This window comes from Ancylobacter defluvii (assembly GCF_018390605.1).
Lineage (GTDB): Bacteria > Pseudomonadota > Alphaproteobacteria > Rhizobiales > Xanthobacteraceae > Ancylobacter > Ancylobacter defluvii.
The window spans coordinates 699,336-716,944 of sequence record NZ_JAHBGD010000024.1 but is presented as its reverse complement, the minus strand read 5'-3'; the positions used below and the strand labels follow the sequence as shown (position 1 = coordinate 716,944).

General features: G+C 67.5%; 16 protein-coding genes. 6 read left to right on the top strand and 10 right to left on the bottom strand.

The features are described from left to right. Nucleotides 1–47: 47 nt before the first annotated feature. Nucleotides 48–719, bottom strand: coding sequence for a GntR family transcriptional regulator (locus tag KHC24_RS19530; RefSeq protein WP_213364962.1), 672 nt, complete (start codon nucleotides 717–719; stop codon nucleotides 48–50). 226 nt (nucleotides 720–945) lie between these two features. Between KHC24_RS19530 and KHC24_RS19525 the strand changes: the two genes are divergently transcribed. The 6 genes from KHC24_RS19525 to KHC24_RS19500 all read left to right on the top strand — a co-directional run bounded on the left by KHC24_RS19525 (nucleotide 946) and on the right by KHC24_RS19500 (nucleotide 8,596). Next, complete coding sequence (locus KHC24_RS19525) at nucleotides 946–2,574, top strand: ABC transporter substrate-binding protein (RefSeq protein ID WP_213364961.1); 1,629 nt, start codon at nucleotides 946–948, stop codon at nucleotides 2,572–2,574. Between the two features lie 298 nt (nucleotides 2,575–2,872). Beyond that, nucleotides 2,873–3,898: an ABC transporter permease gene (locus KHC24_RS19520; RefSeq protein ID WP_373878583.1), complete on the top strand. Its 1,026-nt coding sequence runs from the start codon at nucleotides 2,873–2,875 to the stop codon at nucleotides 3,896–3,898. A gap of 10 nt (nucleotides 3,899–3,908) precedes the next feature. Further along, nucleotides 3,909–4,784: an ABC transporter permease gene (locus KHC24_RS19515; RefSeq protein ID WP_213364959.1), complete on the top strand. Its 876-nt coding sequence runs from the start codon at nucleotides 3,909–3,911 to the stop codon at nucleotides 4,782–4,784. Between the two features lie 11 nt (nucleotides 4,785–4,795). Further along, nucleotides 4,796–6,529, top strand: coding sequence for a dipeptide ABC transporter ATP-binding protein (locus KHC24_RS19510; protein ID WP_246547164.1), 1,734 nt, complete (start codon nucleotides 4,796–4,798; stop codon nucleotides 6,527–6,529). Nucleotides 6,530–6,622: 93 nt separating this feature from the next. Next, a complete protein-coding gene (locus tag KHC24_RS19505) occupies nucleotides 6,623–7,603 on the top strand; it encodes an HlyD family secretion protein (RefSeq protein ID WP_213364958.1) in 981 nt (326 codons plus the stop codon). Between the two features lie 3 nt (nucleotides 7,604–7,606). Continuing rightward, nucleotides 7,607–8,596, top strand: coding sequence for an FUSC family protein (locus KHC24_RS19500; RefSeq protein WP_213364957.1), 990 nt, complete (start codon nucleotides 7,607–7,609; stop codon nucleotides 8,594–8,596). 3 nt (nucleotides 8,597–8,599) lie between these two features. Here the strand turns inward: KHC24_RS19500 and KHC24_RS19495 are convergent, their stop codons facing one another. From KHC24_RS19495 to KHC24_RS19455, 9 genes are all read right to left on the bottom strand, one after another. After that, the gene (locus KHC24_RS19495; protein WP_246547162.1) at nucleotides 8,600–8,941 is read right to left on the bottom strand and encodes a (2Fe-2S) ferredoxin domain-containing protein; all 342 of its coding nucleotides are present in this window, start codon (nucleotides 8,939–8,941) and stop codon (nucleotides 8,600–8,602) included. Nucleotides 8,942–8,983: 42 nt separating this feature from the next. Further along, nucleotides 8,984–9,712, bottom strand: coding sequence for an amino acid ABC transporter ATP-binding protein (locus KHC24_RS19490; RefSeq protein WP_213364956.1), 729 nt, complete (start codon nucleotides 9,710–9,712; stop codon nucleotides 8,984–8,986). Next, nucleotides 9,690–10,349, bottom strand: a complete 660-nt coding sequence (locus tag KHC24_RS19485; protein WP_213364955.1) for an amino acid ABC transporter permease — start codon at nucleotides 10,347–10,349, stop codon at nucleotides 9,690–9,692. The genes KHC24_RS19490 and KHC24_RS19485 overlap by 23 nt, the downstream gene beginning before the upstream one ends. 10 nt (nucleotides 10,350–10,359) lie before the next feature. Then, on the bottom strand, nucleotides 10,360–11,031 hold the full coding sequence (locus KHC24_RS19480; protein ID WP_213364954.1) for an amino acid ABC transporter permease: 672 nt from the start codon (nucleotides 11,029–11,031) through the stop codon (nucleotides 10,360–10,362). Nucleotides 11,032–11,313: 282 nt separating this feature from the next. Beyond that, the gene (locus KHC24_RS19475) at nucleotides 11,314–12,111 is read right to left on the bottom strand and encodes a transporter substrate-binding domain-containing protein (RefSeq protein ID WP_213364953.1); all 798 of its coding nucleotides are present in this window, start codon (nucleotides 12,109–12,111) and stop codon (nucleotides 11,314–11,316) included. Nucleotides 12,112–12,114: 3 nt separating this feature from the next. Beyond that, complete coding sequence (locus KHC24_RS19470) at nucleotides 12,115–12,870, bottom strand: GntR family transcriptional regulator (RefSeq protein WP_213364952.1); 756 nt, start codon at nucleotides 12,868–12,870, stop codon at nucleotides 12,115–12,117. Nucleotides 12,871–13,087: 217 nt separating this feature from the next. Further along, complete coding sequence (scpA, locus tag KHC24_RS19465; RefSeq protein ID WP_213364951.1) at nucleotides 13,088–15,244, bottom strand: methylmalonyl-CoA mutase; 2,157 nt, start codon at nucleotides 15,242–15,244, stop codon at nucleotides 13,088–13,090. A gap of 49 nt (nucleotides 15,245–15,293) precedes the next feature. Then, nucleotides 15,294–15,677: a hypothetical protein gene (locus KHC24_RS19460; protein WP_213364950.1), complete on the bottom strand. Its 384-nt coding sequence runs from the start codon at nucleotides 15,675–15,677 to the stop codon at nucleotides 15,294–15,296. 60 nt (nucleotides 15,678–15,737) lie between these two features. Continuing rightward, the gene (locus KHC24_RS19455; RefSeq protein WP_213364949.1) at nucleotides 15,738–17,609 is read right to left on the bottom strand and encodes a methylmalonyl-CoA mutase family protein; all 1,872 of its coding nucleotides are present in this window, start codon (nucleotides 17,607–17,609) and stop codon (nucleotides 15,738–15,740) included.

The following is a 17,609-nucleotide window of genomic DNA, read 5'->3' as shown; positions in this document are numbered from 1 at the left end:
ATCGAGAGCTTTTTCGGGGGATGGCTTGAGAGACTCTCCGCCGGCCGTCAGTTGGCCCGGCGTCTGGAGGAGGACGGCGCGGCGAGTTGCTCGAAGGCGTCTTCCACCAGGCTCACATGGTGCAGCATGGCGGCATGGGCGCTCGCGGCATCGCCGGCCAGCACCGCCCGCAGCACCGCCCCATGCTCGGAATGGGAGAGCGCCAGCCGGCCGGGCGCGCGGAACTGGGCGTGGCGGAACGGCGCCAGCCGCCGCCGCAGCGTGGCGGTCATGTCCGCCAGCACCGGATTGTGCGAGCCGGCATAGAACAGCGTGTGGAAGTGGGTATTGGCGGCGGCATAGGCCTCGACATCATCGCGGGCCACCATGTCGGCCATGCCGTCATAGAGCGCGCCGAGCCGCCGTCGCTCGATCGGCGTCATGCTCAGCGCCGAGAGGCGGGCGCAGGTCGCCTCCAGCTCGCCCATTGCGACGAACAGCGTCTCCAGCTGCTGCGAGGTGACTTCGGTGACGATGGCGCCGCGGCGCGGGCGCAGCTCGATCAGCCCGGTGGTGGCCAGCTTGCGCAGTGCCTCGCGGACTGGCGTGCGCGAGGTGCCGTAGCGGGCGGCGAGCATGTGCTCGTCGAGGCGGGTGCCGGGCTCCAGCGAGCCGTCGATGATCGCGTCGGCAATCTCGCCGGCCAGCTTTTCGGTGCGCGTCTGCCGTTCATCGGCCATGCGGAATGCGCCTGCTCGAAAGGGTTGCTCACCTATCTCCCGATGTCATCGCATGAATCGTATTTCGCATACAGCACAGAATTTCAGCGCGCGTGACAGCAATTTGAGCACGCAAGATCTCAAAATTGCATGCACAATATTTTCCCGAGAGCCCAGCAGCCATTGTCCGTTCCCGCCGCCGGCTTGTCGTTGCCCGCGCCCGGCGCCATCCTCGGAGCTTCGCCTTATGAACCGTCGCGAATTCCTGAAATCCGCATCCGTCCTCTCCTCGGTGGCCGCTACCGGCGTCGCGGCGCCGGCGGTGTGGTCGTCGGCGAGTGCCCAGTCGGCACGGGCCGAAACATTGCTGCTGGTCAGCGAGGCCGGCCCGAACAATCTCGACATCCATGGCGTCGGCACCAACCGTCCCGGCTATGAGGTGGCTTGGAACTGCTACGACCGGCTGATGAGCTATGGCACCAAGACGCTGCCCGACGGTTCGGTGAGCTACGACCAGAGCAAGCTGGTGCCCGAACTCGCCGAAAGCTGGGACGTCTCCGCCAATTCCGCCACTTTCAAGCTGCGCAAGAACGCCACCTTCCATGACGGTTCGCCGGTGACGGCGCAGGACGTGAAATGGTCGTTCGACCGTTCGGTGTCGGTCGGCGGCTTCCCGACCTTCCAGATGAAGGCCGGCTCGCTGGAGAAACCGGAGCAGTTCGTGGTGGTGGACGACCACACCTTCCGCGTCGACTTCCTGCGCCCGGACCGGCTGACCATGCCGGACCTCGCGGTGATCGTGCCCTCAGTGTTCAATTCCAAGCTGGTGCAATCCAAGGCCACCGAACAGGACAAATGGGGCATGGAGTTCACCAAGCAGAACACCGCCGGCGGCGGTGCCTACAAGGTGGCGAAGTGGACGTCCGGCACCGAGGTGATCTTCGAGCGCAACGACAGCTGGGCTTGCGGTCCCATGCCGTCGATCAAGCGGGTGGTGTGGCGCATGGTGCCGTCCGCTGGCAACCGCCGGGCGCTGATCGAGCGCGGCGACGCCGACATCTCCTTCGATTTGCCGGCCAAGGACTTCGTCGAGCTCGACAAGGCCGGCAAGGTCAAGGTGGTGTCGAACCCGGTCAGCAACGGCGTGCAGTATATCGGCATGAACGTCACCAAGCCGCCCTTCGACAAGCTGGAGGTGCGGCAGGCGGTAGCCTATGCCATCCCCTACCAGAAGATCATGGACGCGGTGATGTTCGGCCTCGGCAAGCCGCTGTTTGGCGCAGCGTCGAACAAGGTGAGCGAGCCGGTCTGGCCGCAGGCGCATGGCTACAACACCGACATCGCCAAGGCCAAGGAACTGCTGGCCAAGGCCGGCTATCCGGAAGGCTTCGAGACCACGCTGTCCTTCGATCTCGGCGCGGCGGTGGTGAACGAGCCGCTCTGCACGCTGGTGCAGGAGAGCCTCGGCCAGATCGGCATCAAGGTGACGCTGAACAAGATACCGGGCGCCAACTGGCGCGGCGAGATCACCAAGAAGGAGATGCCGCTGATCGCCAACTTCTTCTCCGGCTGGCTGGATTATCCGGAATACTTCTTCTTCTGGGCCTATCACGGCCAGAACGCGGTGTTCAACACCATGGGCTACAAGAGCGCCGAGATGGACAAGCTGATCGACGGCGCCCGCACCGCCGCGGCAGTATCCGACTGGCCGGTCTACGACAAGGACGTCACCGGCTTCATCGACCTTGCTTTTGCCGACATGCCGCGCGTGCCGCTGTTCCAGCCCTATCTCAGCGTGGCCATGCAGAAGTCGATTGCCGGCTATCAGTACTGGTTCCATCGCCAACTCGACTACCGCACGCTGCGCAAGGCGTGAGGGCCGGGGCGGAGGACTGGTTCATGCTCAGTCCGGTGCATTCCAAGTCCGTCGTGACCAAAGTGCGGCACTCAGACTTGGAACCGGCCCCTTAACTTCCCTCTCCCCATTGGGGAGAGGTGGCCCGTGTGGCAGGTCGGTGAGGGAGGCGGCATCGGTAAGCGTCGACGACCCCTCACCCCAGCCCTCTCCCCATCGGGGAGAGGGAGCGCGTCGCTCCTGCATCGAGCTTTGCGCTTTTTCGTCCTTCAACGCGACCTTCCGTGCCTTCGTGTTGCCTATCCGTCTGGTCCGTCTCATGGAGGTGCGCGTGCTCAAGCAGATCGTCCGTCGTCTCGGCACCGCCATACCGAGTATCATCGGCGTCATCATCGTCACCTTCCTGCTGACGCGGGTGCTGCCCGGCGACACCGCCGCCTATTTCGCAGGTCCCGCGGCCACCCCGCAGGCCATCGCCGAGATCAAGGCGACGCTCGGCCTCGATCAGCCGCTGCCGGTGCAGTTCCTCGCCTATGTGAAGGATCTGGCCACCGGCAATCTCGGCATGTCGCTCACCACCGGCCAGCCGGTGTTCGAGGATATCACCGCCCGCCTGCCGGCGTCGGCGGAACTCACGCTGCTCGGCCTGCTGATCTCGGTGCTGGTGTCAGTGCCGCTCGGCATTCTGGCGGCGGTGAAGCAGGGGTCGTGGATCGATCATCTGTGCCGCATCGTCGCCACCGCCGGCGTGTCGTTGCCAGTGTTCTTCACCGGGCTGCTGCTGGTCTATGTGTTCTACTACAAGCTCGGCTGGGCGCCCGCGCCGATGGGGCGGCTCGACTTCATCTACTCCGCGCCCGATACCGTGACCGGCTTATATTTGATCGACAGCCTGCTTGCCGGCGATATCGAGGTGTTTCGCGCCGCCTGGTCGCAGATCTGGCTGCCGGCGGTGACGCTCGCCATCTTCTCGCTGGCGCCGATCGCCCGCATGACCCGCGCCTCAATGCTCGCCGTGCTGGCCTCCGATTTCGTGCGCACGGCGCGGGCCAGCGGGCTGAAGCCATCCAAGGTCGTGATGGGCTATGCCTTCCGCAACGCGCTGCTGCCGGTGATCACCACGCTCGGCATGGTGTTCTCCTTTCTGCTCGGCGCCAATGTGCTGGTGGAGAAGGTGTTCGCCTGGCCGGGCATCGGCTCCTACGCCATCGAGGCGCTGATCACCTCCGACTACGCGCCGGTGCAGGGCTTCGTGCTCGCCATGGCCATTCTCTACGTGCTGCTGAACCTCGCGATCGACATCCTCTACGGATTGGTCGACCCGCGCGTACGCCTCGAAGCCTGAGGAGGAAGCCATGAGCCTCGCCGTCACCGAGACCGCGCCGAAGGACAGCCTCTTCTCCCATGCCCGACATATCGTGGCGGAGAACCCGGTTACCGGCATTGCCTTCGGCCTGTTCGCGCTGTTTGCGCTCGCCGCGCTGATCGGGCCCTATGTGGTGCCGGTCGATCCGCTGGCGAGCGACACTGCCGCGGCGCTGCAGCCGCCTAGCGCCGCCCACTGGTTCGGCACCGACCAGCTGGGGCGCGATATCTTCTCGCGCGTGGTGGTGGCGGCGCGGCTCGACATGATCATCGCCGTCGCGTCGGTGGCGTTGGTCTTTGTGGCGGGCGGCTTCGCCGGCATCGCCTCCGGCTATTTCGGTGGCTGGACCGACCGCATCGTCGGGCGGGTGTCCGATACCATCATGGCCTTCCCGCTGTTCGTGCTGGCCATGGGCATCGTCGCGGCGCTGGGCAACACGGTGACCAATATTGTCATCGCCACCGCCATCATCAATTTCCCGCTCTATGTCCGCGTCGCCCGCGCCGAGGCCAATATCCGCCGCGAGGCCGGCTTCGTACAGGCGGCCCGGCTCTCCGGCAATTCGGAGATGCGCATCCTGCTCGGTCATATCGCGCCGAACATATTGCCGATCATGATGGTGCAGGTGTCGCTCACCATGGGCTACGCCATCCTGAATGCGGCGGGGCTGTCCTTCATCGGCCTCGGCGTGCGGCCGCCGACCCCGGAATGGGGGATCATGGTGGCGGAGGGGGCCTCCTTCATCATCTCCGGCGAATGGTGGATCGCCTTCTTCCCCGGCGTGACGCTGATGCTGGCGGTGTTCTGCTTCAACCTGCTTGGCGACGGCCTGCGCGATCTCGTCGATCCGCAGCGGCGCACCTGAGGAATCCGGCCATGAACATGCACACGACAGCCGACCACGCGGGTGCCAACCATATGCAGCCGCCTCTCCTCGATGTGCGGGACCTCACCGTGGAATTCGCCACGCGGCGGGGCACAGTGCGGGCGGTGGAGAAAGTCGACCTTACCCTCGCCAAGGGCGAGACGCTGGGCATTGTCGGCGAGTCCGGCTCGGGCAAGTCGGTCACTTCCTACGCGGTGATGCGCATCCTCGACCGTGCCGGCCGCATCGCCGAAGGATCGATCGGCTTCGCCGGCATCGACATCGGCAAAGCCTCGGAAAGCGACGTGCGCGCCCTGCGCGGACGGGAAATGTCGATGATCTTCCAGAACCCGCGCGCGGCGCTGAATCCGATCCGCAAGGTCGGCAAGCAGATCGAGGACGTGCTGATCGAGCATGTGCAGGCGCAGCCGAGCGATGCGAAGGAAAAGGCCATCGAGGTGCTGAAGGCGGTGCGCATCGCCCGGCCGGAGGAGCGCTACCACGCTTATCCGTTCGAACTGTCCGGCGGCATGTGCCAGCGCATCGTCATCGCGCTGGCACTGGCCTGCCGGCCGCAATTGCTGATCGCCGACGAGCCGACCACCGGCCTCGACGTCACCACGCAGAAGGCGGTGATGGACCTGGTGGTCGAGCTCACCCGCGAGCGCAACATGTCCACCATCCTCATCACCCATGATCTCGGCCTGGCCGCCGCCTATTGCGACCGGGTTATGGTGATGGAAAAGGGCAAGGTGGTGGAAACCGCCAATGCCGAGGCGATCTTCCGCGCGCCGCAGCACCCCTACACCCGCAAGCTGATGCGGGCGACACCGCGCAAGGGCGTCAGCCTGCGCGACCTGCTGCCGGAGGATGCGGCGCCGGCCGCTGCCGCGCCCACCGCGCCGGTGAAGGGGGCCGGCGAACCGCTGCTCGTCGTCGAGAATCTGGTGAAGGAATATCCCCGCCAGGCGCCGACCGGCGGTCTTGCCGGCCTGTTCGGCATCAAGGGCGCTGTGGCCGATCCGTTTCGCGCCGTGGACGGCATCAGCTTCTCGGTGGCGCGTGGCGAAAGCCTCGGACTGGTGGGCGAATCCGGCTGCGGCAAGTCCACCACCTCGATGATGCTGATGCGCCTGCTCGATCCGACCTCCGGACGCATCGAGTTCAAGGGCGAGGAGCTTTCCGCCATTCCGGCCAAGCGCTTCGCCGGCTCGCCATGGCGCTCGCGCATCCAGCTGGTGTTCCAGGACCCGACCGATAGCCTCAACCCGCGCTACACCGCCGCCCGCGCCATCGCCGATCCGCTGCTGCGCATGGGCTCCGGTCTGGCCGGCGCCGCGCTGCGAGCAAAGGTCGAGGATCTCGCCCGGCTGGTCGGTCTGCCGGTGAATCTGCTCGACCGTTTCCCGCACCAGCTGTCCGGCGGACAGAAGGCGCGCGTCGGCATCGCCCGCGCCATCGCGCCCGACCCGGAGCTGGTCATCCTAGACGAGCCGACGGCGGCGCTCGATGTCTCGGTGCAGGCGGTGGTGCTGAACCTGCTGCAGGAGCTGAAGCAGCGGCTCGGCATGAGCTACATCTTCGTCAGCCATGATCTGGAGGTGGTGCGGATGCTCTGCGATCGGGTGATCGTGATGCGCTCGGGCCGCATCGTCGAGGAGGGCGCGACCGAGGCAGTCATGGCCGCCCCGAAGGCGGAATATACCCGCGAACTGCTGTCCTCGATCCCGCACCCGCCGCTCTGATCCGCACAGGATGGCCGGCGGATTGAGCTTGGCCGCCAAAGCCGTAATGATGCCGCGGGTCCCTGTGGCGGGGGCGGCGGAGATTCGTCCTACATGTTCAGTGCCCTGCTGCGCCATCCGGTGAAGCTCATCATCGGCGTCGTCGTGGCGCTGTTCGTCGCCTACGAGATCAGCGTCCGCTTCTTCGCCTACACCGCCGACGCCTATGTGATGAGCGACATCATCGTCATCTCCGCGGAGGTCGAAGGCCCGGTCTCACGGCTGGCGGTGCAGAACAACCAGGCGGTCCCCGCCGGGCAATTGCTGTTCGAGATCGAGAAGACTCCGTATCAGCTCAAGGTGGAGCAGACGCAGGCGGCGGTGCAACAGGCGCAGGCCGATCTGGAGCTGGCGAAGGACGAGGTCAAATCCGCCCGCGCCGGGGTCTCCTCGGCGCAGGCGGTGCTCACCAATGCGCAGGCACAGCTCGGCCGGGTGAAGTCGCTGTCGACCGAGGGGTTCTCCCCCGAGGCGGCGCTCGACGTCGCCACCCGCGACGTCGCCACCGCCACCGCCAATGTGCTGACGGCACAGGCGGCGCTCGACGTATCGAGCCGGCGGGTGGCGGTGGTCGGCGCGACCATCACTGCGGCGCAGGCCGATCTCGCCAAGGCGCAGTACGATTTCTCCAAGACCACGGTGGCGGCGCCCGAGCCCGGCCGCATCGCGCCCTTCACCATTCGCCAGGGTGATTATCTACGCCCGGGCACCGAGGTGCTGGCGGTGGTAACGGATCGTCGGCCACGGGTGGTGGCGAACATTCCCGAGCGCCACCTTGCCCGCATCCGCAGCGGCCAGCGCGTGTGGCTCACGCTCGGCTCCGATCCATGGGTGGTTCATTACGGCCGGGTGAGCGGGATTGCCGCCGGCGTGTCGCGCTCGCCGGACAACCCGCAGGTGGTGCCCTATGTCGAGCCGACCACCGATTGGGTAAGGTTGCCGCGGCGTTTTCCCATCGAGATCACCCTCGATGACTGGCCGGCCGGCCTCGGCCTGTTCAACGGCGCCGATGCGCGCGCCCTCATCTGGTTCTGAGCGATGGACGACGTCACCCGACAGGCCCTCGCCACCGCCTCGGGTGTCCTTGCCGCGGTCTACATCTCGCTCGCCATGGGGTTGGCCGATCCCTATTGGGCGGCGCTGTCGGTGATGATCATCGCCAATGTCGACCGCGACGCGCTGTTTACCAAGGGGGTGCTGCGGATCGCCGGCACCTTCGCCGGCGTCGCGCTGGGCTACAATGTCGGCCAGTGGATGGAAGGGCTGCAACTGCCGCAGGCGGCGCTGGTGATGATCGCCGCTGGCATCGGCACCTATGGCCGCCAGCGCAGCGCCTATGGCTATGCCTGGTTCTACGGCGCGCTCACCTTCGCGCTGGTGATGCTCTACACGATGGTGCAGCCGCAGGACCTCTATTCCTTCGCCCGCTATCGCTGCTACGAGATCGTCATCGGCGTGGTGTGCGGGACGCTGGCCAATTGGGCGTTCGGCCCGCGGACGGGAGCCCTCGGCCATATCGTCCCGACGCCTACCGCCACCACACCGGAAAGCGCGCTGAAGCAGTCCTATATCGCCGCGCTCGGCACGCTGGTGATCATCCTCGCCTGGACGACCTTCGATCTGCCGCAGCTGCCGCAGGTGCTGATCTCCAGCTTGATCATCATCGACGCCGATCCGGCCGCCAGCCGCCATCGCGGTGCCCAGCGCATCTTCGGCTGCATCATCGGCGGCTCGGCGGGGCTGGCGGTGATCGCGTTCAACGCCACCGAGCAATGGTGGTGGACGGTGTCGCTGTTTCTCGGCGTGTTCGCCTTCGCGCGCATCCACCTCAACAAGTCGGCGCAGTCCTATATCGGCACCCAGTCGGCGATTGCCTATCTGGTCACCATGGTGGGCACCGGGCCGCCGACGACGCTGGACCCGCCGGTGGAGCGGCTGGTGGGGATCATCATCGGCGTCAGCATCATGACGGTGCTGGTCTGGGCGCTGAACGTGAAGGCGCCGCCCGAGCAGCTGGCCGGGAACTGAGCGTCACGCCCCGCGCGGGGGAGCGATCTCGTTGAGCAGCACGGCGAGGTCCTCGCCGCGCCGCACCAGCCGCCAGCGTTCCGGTGCGCCCGCCGGGATCACCACCGCCGCGCCCTTGGGACAGACGCCGAGGCAATCGACCTCGACCACCGCGACGCCGGCGCCCCGCCGCTTCGGTTTGCGCATCGGCTTGCCGCCTTCGCGCCGGGCGATCGCACCGCGCAGTGCCGGAGCGAGCCGATCGCCGCCGTCCTCGCCGAAGCCGCCTTTGAGCTTCTTCGCGCATTTGCGGCAGACCAGCACGACGTCGGTCCAGTCGGAGGCGATCGGCTTCATCGGTTTCATCGCGCCGATCTGCCATGACCGACGCCGGATGGGAAGCGCCTGTCAGTGCACCACGCCGAGGAACTGCTTGAGCTCCGCTGTCTTCGGATTGGCGAACACCTCGCCGGGCGGCCCGATCTCATGCACCCGGCCCTGATGCATGAACACCACGCGCGAGCAGACATCGCGGGCGAAGCGCATCTCGTGGGTGACCATGAGCAGCGTCATGCCTTCCGAGGCCAGCTCCTTCACCACCGCCAGCACCTCGTTGACCAGTTCCGGGTCGAGGGCGGAGGTGATTTCGTCGCACAGCAGGGCGATTGGCTGCATGGCCAGCGCGCGGGCGATGGCGACGCGCTGCTGCTGGCCGCCGGAGAGCTGGTCCGGGTAGGCATCGAACTTGTGGCCGAGGCCGACGCGCTCCAGCATCTTCTTCGCCATCGCCTCGGCCTCGGCCTTCGGCGTCTTGCGCACCACCATCTGCGAGAGCATGACGTTGCGGCCGGCGGTGAGGTGCGGGAACAGGTTGAACCCCTGGAAGATCATCCCGACCTTGAGGCGCAGCGCCTTGAGGTGCAGCTCGTCCGGCAGCAACTGGGCACCGGCCACCGAGATCGAACCCTCGTCGATGGTCTCCAGCCCGTTGATGCAGCGCAGCAGCGTCGACTTGCCGGAACCCGACTTGCCGATGATGGCGATCACCTCGCCGGGCTCGACGTCGATATTGATGCCTTTCAGCACTTCGTTGTCGCCGAAGCGCTTCTTCACCTCAGTGATTTCGATGAGCGACATTGAGCTTCCTCTCGAGGATCTGGGAAGACTTGGACAGCGGCCAGCACAGGCAGAAATAGATCAGCGCCACGAAGCCGTAGACGGTGAAGGGCTCGAAGGTGGCGTTGGTCACCATGGTTCCGGCCTTGGAAAGCTCCACGAAGCCGATGATCGAGGTCAGCGCCGTGCCCTTCACCACCTGCACCGAGAAGCCGACGGTGGGCGGCACCGCGACCCGCAGCGCCTGCGGCAGGATTACCCAGCGCATCTGCTGCAAATAGCCCATGCCGAGGCTGGAGGACGCCTCCCACTGGCCCTTGGCGACGGATTCGACGCAGCCGCGCCAGATTTCGGCGAGGAAGGCGGCGGTCCACAGGATCAGCGCCAGCCCGGCGGCGAGCCAGGCCGGCACGTCGATGCCGAACAGGCCGAGGCCGAAAAAGGCCAGGAACAGCTGCATCAGCAGCGGCGTGCCCTGGAACAGCTCGATATAGGTCTTGGCGAAGGCCGGCCCTAGCCGCCCCTTGCCGATGCGGGCGAACAGGAGCGCCAGGCCGGCAAGGCTGCCGCCGACGAAGGAGACGAGGGAGAGCAGCACGGTCCAGCGCGCCGCCAGCAGCAGGTTGCGCAGGATGTCCCAGGTGGTGAAATCGTTCATGGGGCCTTCCTCACCGTGCCGCGCGCTTGGGGAAGATCGTCCATCCAAGCCCGCGCAGCAGCTGGCGCAGCACGATGGCCAGCGCCAGATAGATCAGCGTCGCCGCGAAATAGGTCTCGAAGGCGCGGAAGGTGCGCGACTGGATGAAGTTCGCCGCGAAGGTGAGGTCCTCCGCCGCGATCTGCGACACCGCCGCCGAGCCGAGCATGACGATGACGATCTGCGACGACAGCGCCGGCCAGATGCGTTGCAGCGCCGGGATCAGCACCACGTACCAGAAGGTCTGGATGCGGCTCATGCCGAGGCTGGCGCCGGCCTCGAACTGGCCCTTCGGCGTCGCCTGGATGCCGGCGCGGATGATCTCGCAGCCATAGGCGCCGAGATTGATCACCATGGCGAGATTGGCGGCCTGAAGTTCGCCCATGCGCAGCCCAAGCGCCGGCAGGCCGAAGAAGACGAAGAACAGCTGGATAAGGAAAGGCGTGTTGCGGATCATCTCCACATAGGCCGCCACTACCGGCTTGAGCCACGCCGGCCCGAGCGCTCGTGCCCAGGCGCAGGCGATGCCGAGGCTGACCCCGAGCACGCCGCCCACCAGCGTCAATTCGACGGTAATTCCGATGCCCTTGAGGAGGACCGGCCAATAATCGGCCAGCCATCCGAAATCGAACGCGTAGTTCATGCGATGAACTCCCGCAGGTGAGGTGATGGGTGGAAGGAGATGTTTCCCGCTCGGCCCCAGAGACGGGATGCTCCCTCTCCCCGATGGGGAGAGGGATGGGGCGAGGGGGCTTCGACGCTCCGCAATGGTGTCGCCCCCCTCACCGACCCGCTTCGCGGGCCACCTCTCCACCGAAGCCGGATGTTTCCGGTTTCGGCTTTGCCGGAACCGAACCCGGCAACAGCCGGGTTCGGCGGGGAGAGGGAAGAAAAGCGAGGGAACCGGGCGTGCCGCCGAAACCGCTCAGAGATCGGCGGGCAGCTTGGTGCCCAGCCACTTCTCGGAAATGGCGTCCAGCGCGCCGCCCTTCTTCGCCTCGGTGATGATGGCGTCCACCTTCGCCAGCAGCGCCGGCTCGTTCTTGTTGAGGCCGATGAAGCAGGGCGAGTTCTTGATCAGGAACTTGATCTCCGGCTTCTTCGGCGGGTTGCGCGCGAGAATGGCGGCGGCGACCACGTTGCCGGTGGCGATGACGTCCACCTGGCCGGAGAGGAAGGAGGAGATGGTGCCGTTATTGTCCTCGTAGCGCTTGATCGAGGCGTCCGCCGGCGCGATCTTCGTCAGCTCGAGGTCCTCCACCGCGCCGCGGGTGACGCCGATGGTCTTGCCGGAGAGGTCCTTGGCATCCTTCACCGCGATGTCGGCCGGCCCGAACACGCCGTTGAAGAACGGTGCATAGGCGACGGAGAAGTCGATCACCTTTTCCCGCTCCGGATTCTTGCCGAGCGAGGAGATGACGAGATCGACCTTGTTGGTCTGGAGGTAGGGGATGCGGTTGGCGCTGGTCACCGGCACCAGTTCCAGCTTCACGCCGAGCTTGTCGGCGATCAGCTTCGCCACGTCGACGTCATAGCCTTTCGGCGCCATGTCGGCGCCGACGCTGCCGAACGGCGGAAAGTCCTGCGGCACCGCAATGCGGATGAGCTTGCCCGCCTCGATGGTGGCGAGCGCATCGGCATGGGCAGGCTGGATGGCGGCGGGCAGCGTCTGCGCGGCGACCACGGCGCCGGTCAGGAGGGCGAGCAGGGTGCGGCGGTTCATCGGTCAGTCCTCTTTCGTCGATGGGTGATGATGCGCATGCGGGGCCGCGGTTCCGTGAGGATGCGGCATGGAGGGGGCGACGTCGGTGAAGGTGGAGGGCACGAGCAGTTCGCGCAGGCTGGCGAGCGGATCGGGTTTGGATGAGAGGTCGAGCCCGGCCTCTACCTTGCCGATATGCTCGTCCATCAGCCGGGCGGCGGCGGCGAGATCGCCCGCCGCCATCGCCGCGACGATGTCCTCATGATCGTGGCTCGACTCTTCCGCCTTCTCGGTCGGCTGGTAGAGCATGGAGATCAGCGTCGTGCGGGCCGTGAGGTCGCGGATGATCTCGGTGAGCAGCCGATTGCCGAGCGCGTCGGCAAGATGGATGTGAAAATCGCCGAGCAGGCAGGCGCGAGAGGAGACGTCGCCGGTCTCGATCGCCTGCCGCTCGATGGCGACATGCTCCTTGAGGCTAGCAAGCACCTCCGGGGGCACCTCGCGCACGGTCTGCAGCAGCCCGGTCTCGATGACGCGGCGGGTCTGGAAGGCCTCACGCGCTTCCTCCGCGGAGGGCTCGACCACGAACCAGCCGCGCCGGGCGCTCACCTGCACGATGCCGCGCGTCTCCAGCCGCATCATCGCCTCGCGCACGCGGGTGCGGGAGACGCCGAACAGGTCGGCGAGCTTCTGCTCGCCGAGCCGCGTGCCGGGCGGGATGCGGCCGGCAAGGATGGCCGAGAGAATGGCTTCCTCGATATTGGCGGTGGACGGGTTCATCACGCTGGGCTCACAATCTTGTATACAAGACTGTCAAGCAAGCGCTGTGCCAAGCACCGGCCGCGCCGGCGCCGGTGCCGCGCTACAGGCGAACTCGTCGGAATCGGCCGCTAAAGGATGAACTCACGCGCTCGGTTTTCGCTCAAGCGAGAGGAGGCTGCCGCTTTTGCGACCATCATGGCGAGGGGATGGGCGTCGTGAGGCGCCCGGCCGCCGCCTATTCGGCCGCCGCCCGCCCATGGCCGAGCCTGCGGGCGATTGCCTCGACCAATTGCTCCGCCGCCTCGGCGATCACCGTGCCGGGCGGGTAGATCGCCTCGGCCCCGGCGGCGCGCACCGCCTCGTAGTCCTGCGGCGGCACCACGCCGCCAACCACGATCATGATGTCGCCCCGGCCTTCCGCGGCCAGCGCCGCCTTCACCTGCGGCACCAGGGTGAGATGCCCGGCGGCCAGCGAGGAGATGCCGATCACGTGCACATCGTTCTCCACCGCCTGCCGCGCCGCCTCTTCCGGCGTCGCGAACAGGGGGCCGATATCAACGTCGAAGCCGAGATCGGCGAAGGCGGAGGCAATCACCTTCTGGCCGCGGTCGTGGCCGTCCTGCCCGAGCTTGGCGACCAGGATGCGCGGGCGCCGGCCTTCCTCGGTCTCGAAGGCTTCGACCCTTCTGCGCACCGCTGCGACCCTGTCGCCCATGGCACCGGCCTCCCGCCGATAAATGCCCGACACGGCACGGATATCCGCCCGGTGCCGGCCGAAGACGTTTTCCAGCGTATCGGAAATCTCGCCCACCGTCGCCCGCGCCCGCGCGGCGTCGATGGCGAGCGCCAGCAGGTTGCCGTTGCCGGCGGCACCGTTGCGCAGCGCGGCGAGCGCTGCGTCGAGCGCCTGCGGGTCGCGCTCGGCCTTGAGGCGCGTCAGCTTTTCGAGCTGTGCCGCGCGCACCGCCGAATTGTCGACCTTGAGCACGTCGATCGGCGTCTCGCGGTCGGGCTTGTATTTGTTGACGCCGACCACGATCTGCGCGCCGGCATCGATATGCGCCTGCGTGGTCGCCGCCGCTTCCTCGATGCGCAGCTTGGGGATGCCGGCCTCGATCGCCTTGGCCATGCCGCCCAACGCCTCGACCTCGGCGATGTGCGCGCTCGCCCGCGCCGCGAGATCGGCGGTGAGCCGCTCGACATAGTAGGAGCCGCCCCACGGATCGATGGCGCGGATGGTGCCGCTCTCCTGCTGCAGCAGGATCTGGGTGTTGCGGGCGATGCGGGCGGAGAAGTCGGTGGGCAGTGCCAGCGCCTCGTCGAGCGCATTGGTGTGCAGCGATTGGGTGTGTCCCTGCGTCGCCGCCATCGCCTCGATCATGGTGCGCATGACGTTGTTGAACACGTCCTGTGCGGTCAGGCTCCAGCCGGAGGTCTGCGAATGGGTGCGCAGTGGCAGCGACTTCGGGCTCGAGGCGCCGAGATCGGCCATCAGCTTCGCCCAGATCAGCCGGGCGGCGCGTAGCTTGGCGACCTCCATGAAGAAGTTCATGCCGATCGCCCAGAAGAACGACAGCCGCGGCGCGAAAGCGTCGATCGGCAGCCCGGCCTTCACGCCCGCCCGCGCATATTCGAGGCCATCCGCCAGCGTATAGGCGAGTTCGAGGTCCTGCGTCGCTCCCGCTTCCTGCATGTGGTAGCCGGAGATCGAGATCGAGTTGAAGCGCGGCATCTCCTTGGACGTAAAGGCGAAGATGTCGGAAATGATCCGCATTGAGGGGCCGGGCGGGTAGATATAGGTGTTGCGGACCATAAACTCCTTGAGGATGTCGTTCTGGATGGTGCCGGAGAGCTGGGCCGGCTTCACTCCCTGCTCCTCCGCCGCCACCACATAGAGCGCCAGCACCGGGATCACCGCGCCGTTCATGGTCATCGATACGCTCATCTGGTCGAGCGGGATGCCCGAGAACAGTGTGCGCATGTCGAGGATGGAATCGATGGCGACCCCCGCCATGCCGACATCGCCGGCGACGCGCGGGTGGTCGCTGTCATAGCCGCGATGGGTGGCGAGGTCGAAGGCGACCGACAGTCCCTTCTGCCCGGCCGCGAGGTTGCGCCGATAGAAGGCGTTGGAATCCTCCGCCGTGGAGAAGCCGGCATATTGCCGGATCGTCCAGGGCTGGGTGGCGTACATGGTCGGGTACGGCCCGCGCAGGAATGGCGCCGTGCCGGGATAGCTGTCGACGAAGGCGAGCCCGTCGATGTCGGCCGGGCCGTAGGCGCTCTTCACCGCGATACCTTCCGGCGTCATCCAAGGCTGCGCGTCCGCCGCGACGCCCGGCAGGCCGGGCGTGCGCCAGTCGAGGCCGGCGAAATTCGGGATCCGGCTCATCGGGCGGCCTCCTCACGAGCGACACGTCCCGCCGCGACCGTCGCGGGGATCAGGCCCTGCGGGCGATCCAGGATCCGGTGCAATTCTTGGCCGGCGATACCCAGTCGCCGGAAGCGGTGTCGCCGCGCACCAGCCCCTTGGCGGAGACCGTCTCCTCGCCGCGCACCAGGCGGATGGTGATCAGCCCGACCGGATTGACCGTGCCGCTGGCATCCACCGGCCAGATCCCGGCATAGCTGATCTGGCCGTCCTCGACCGCGAGCTTGAATTCCATCCGCTTCGAGCAAGGGCCGGTGACCGGCTCGGTCGCCACCCGCCAGATGCCGTCGTGCATCGTCGCATCCGGTGCACTGCCGCTCTGCGCCGTGGCCGGCGGCACCGCGAACGCCATGCAGATCGCGGCGACGGCCGGGACGTGCCTCAACGTCCTCATGGCCTTTTCCCTTTGTTGCGACGGCTCGCTGGCCGCCGATAGGGAAATGGATTGCGCGCATCATGGTTCCTCCGCGCGTGGCGCGAGCCCGAGCGCCGCATGTGCCGAGCGCAGCAGTTCCAGCGCATCGCCGCCGGCGAAGGCGAAGCCGGCGACCCCGGCGGCGCGTAGCGCGGCTTCCTGTTCGGGGAGGCGTCCGGCGAGATAAACCGCCGCCGCACCGGCCTGCTTGAGCGCCTGCGCGGCGACCTCCGCGCGCTCCAGATACAGCGCATCCGAGCTGCACAGGCAGGCGAGCCGGGCACCGGAGGCGCGGAAGCCGGCCACGAGGTCAGCCTCATCGTTGAAGCCGTCATGGCCGGGCGCGGCGATGCCGCCGGCCTCGAACAGGTTCCGGGCGAAGCCGGCCCGGACGGTGAAGTCGGCCGGCGTGCCGAGACTGGCCAGGAACACTGCCGGGCGCGGTTCGGCGCGTTCGGCGATGGCGCGCAGCGCCTCGAACGGCTCGGCGAGACGGTGCGGGGCGAGCGGCTCGACCAGCAGCGCACCCTCGGCGGGGGCGGGGGTGTGCATGCGCGGCAGCGGCGCCAGCACCGAGGGCGTGGCGGCACCGAGCAGCGGGAACTCCGAGGTGCCTGTGATCGGCGTTCTGCGGGTGGCGATGTTCCTGGCGCGGGCGGTGCGGGCCTCGCCGATCCGCCGCTGCCAGCTGCCCGATTGCAGCGCCTCGACCAGGCCGCCTTCCTTCTCGATGTCGCGGAACAGCGCCCACGCCGCGGCGGCCAGTTTCTCGGTGCGCTCTTCCACCGCGCCGGCGCCGGCGGCCGGGTCGGCGACGCGATGAATGTTGGATTCCTCGATCAGGATCAGCTGGGTGTTGCGCGCCAGCCGCCGAGCGAAGCCGTCCGGCAGGCCGAGCGCCTGGGTGAAGGGCAGCACGGTCAGGCTGTCCGCGCCGCCGACCCCGGCGGCGAAGGCGGCGAGGGTGCCGCGCAGCAGATTGGTGTGCGGGTCGAGCCGGGTCAGGCTGCGCCAGGCGGTCTCCATGTGGATGGCGAGCGGCGGCGGGCTCGCGACGCCGCAGGCTTCCAGCGCCGCCGCCCAGATCAGGCGCAGCGCCCGTGGCTTGGACAGTGTCAGGAACTGGTCGACATCGGCGGCGAGCGTCACCTCGATCAGCGGCGCGGAGTCCTCGAGGCTCAGGCCGGAAGCCTCCAGCGCCCGCAGATAGGCGAGGGCGGTGGCCAGCACTGCCGCGAGCTCCTGCACCTCGGTGGCACCGGCCGCGTGGTGGAGGCGGCCATCGGCGCGCACCATCGGCGCGGAGAAGCCGCGCAGCCGCAGCGCCGCGACGGTCTGGCCGAGGCGGGCACTCAGCGCTTGCCACTCGATCGGCGCCGCGCCGAGGGCGGCGAGGTCGCCGAGGGGATCCAGCCCGAACCGGAGGTCGAGCGAATGCGGGTCGCGGTTTTCCAGAAGCGCGGCCAGCGCCAGCGCCACGTCGCGACCCTGGAAACGCCCGGCCTCGACGCGCAGCGTGACGAGATCGGCCATGACGCCTTCCAGCGTCGCGGCGATGGCCTCTCGCGTTACCGGCAAGCCGAAGCCATAGGCGGCCGGGGCACCGGCGAAGACGAGGGACAGCCCGTCGGCGCCGCCGGCGAGGTCGTCCAGCGCCTGCGCGTTGGCGGCGGCCGGATCGGTGTGGTCGATGCGGGTGAGCAGCTTCCACGGCGTTCCCGCCCGTGTGGCAATGAGCTGGGTGTCGGCCCTTCGCGCCGGCAGCGCATCGAGCGCGAGCCCGTCATAAGTATGCGTCACCATGCGCCGGTCGTACGGCGCGCCCTTCAGCACGCCCTCGACCAGCTTCAGCCAATCCTCGCGGGTGGTGGCCGGAAACGAGGCGAGGTCGAGATCGAGGGCGCGCTCCAT